General features: G+C 69.4%; 1 protein-coding gene and 1 pseudogene. Both read left to right on the top strand.

Annotation, left to right across the window (positions count from 1 at the left end):
• Positions 1-340: pseudogene (locus WA762_RS35480) on the top strand (hypothetical protein); the annotation flags it as partial.
• A partial coding sequence (locus WA762_RS35475) for a hypothetical protein (protein WP_335941713.1) occupies positions 337-870 on the top strand: 534 nt, incomplete at its 3' end. The pseudogene WA762_RS35480 and the gene WA762_RS35475, both read left to right, overlap by 4 nt.

The following is an 870-nucleotide window of genomic DNA, read 5'->3' as shown; positions in this document are numbered from 1 at the left end:
ATGGGTAGCCGTGCAGGCGGTGGACCTGGGCAACAAGGCCGGGAACAAGGCCATCCACGCAGCGACCGGCGCGAACGACGGCGGCACCCTCGCCCACGGTTCCATGGGAGCACTGACCTACCCCGGAGCCTGCGCCGTCCTGGTCATGGCCATTGTGGGCGGCATCGCCTGGAAGGCCGCCGGGAAGACGGACAAGAAGCGCATGCTGGGCGGCGTCTTCAGCGGCCTTACCCTGTGCGCGACCGCCGGATTCGCACAGGTCATGGCATGGGTGCCGGACCTCTACAACACCGTCGGGGAACAGGCCGTCAACGTGCTGAACGGGGGACTGCCCCTGTGAGCAGCAACACCGAAGCAGCACCCGACACAGCCACCTTCGCCGAACGCGCCGCCGAGCTGAAGGAGCGGGGCGCGGAACTGAAGGAGCGCGCGGCGGATGCGGAGGAGAAGGCCAGGCAGGCGAGTGCCTGGGCGATCCGGCTGGTGCAGACGCTGGGGGAGGGCACCGTCCTTCTCGGTAGGTCGCTTGCGGCCCGGTTGAAGGGCTGGTGCCTGGAGGGGCACCGGTCGGACCTCAAGGGCATCAGTGCCGACCTGGGCATCTACCTGCGTGGCGGTCTGCTGGCCGCCGCCGCATATGGCCTGTGGCGGGTGGTGGACACCCGCCCGGCGCTGATGTGGCCACTGACCGGCGTGTGGTGCATCGCCGCCCTCCGCACCAAGGTCAAGGCAGGCAAGGCGGAAGCCGCCAAGGAGACCACGGCCGAGGGTGGTTCGGAGGCTGCTGAGAAGGGTGGTCCGCGGCCCTCTCCGGAGGCGTTCGTGCACCTCCTCCACGACCTGGTCCAGGAGCACTCCGAACCGGGTCGT

The sequence above is a fragment of the Streptomyces tyrfis genome, assembly GCF_037034285.1.
Classification (GTDB): domain Bacteria; phylum Actinomycetota; class Actinomycetes; order Streptomycetales; family Streptomycetaceae; genus Streptomyces.
This window is presented reverse-complemented; position numbering and strand designations above follow the sequence as displayed.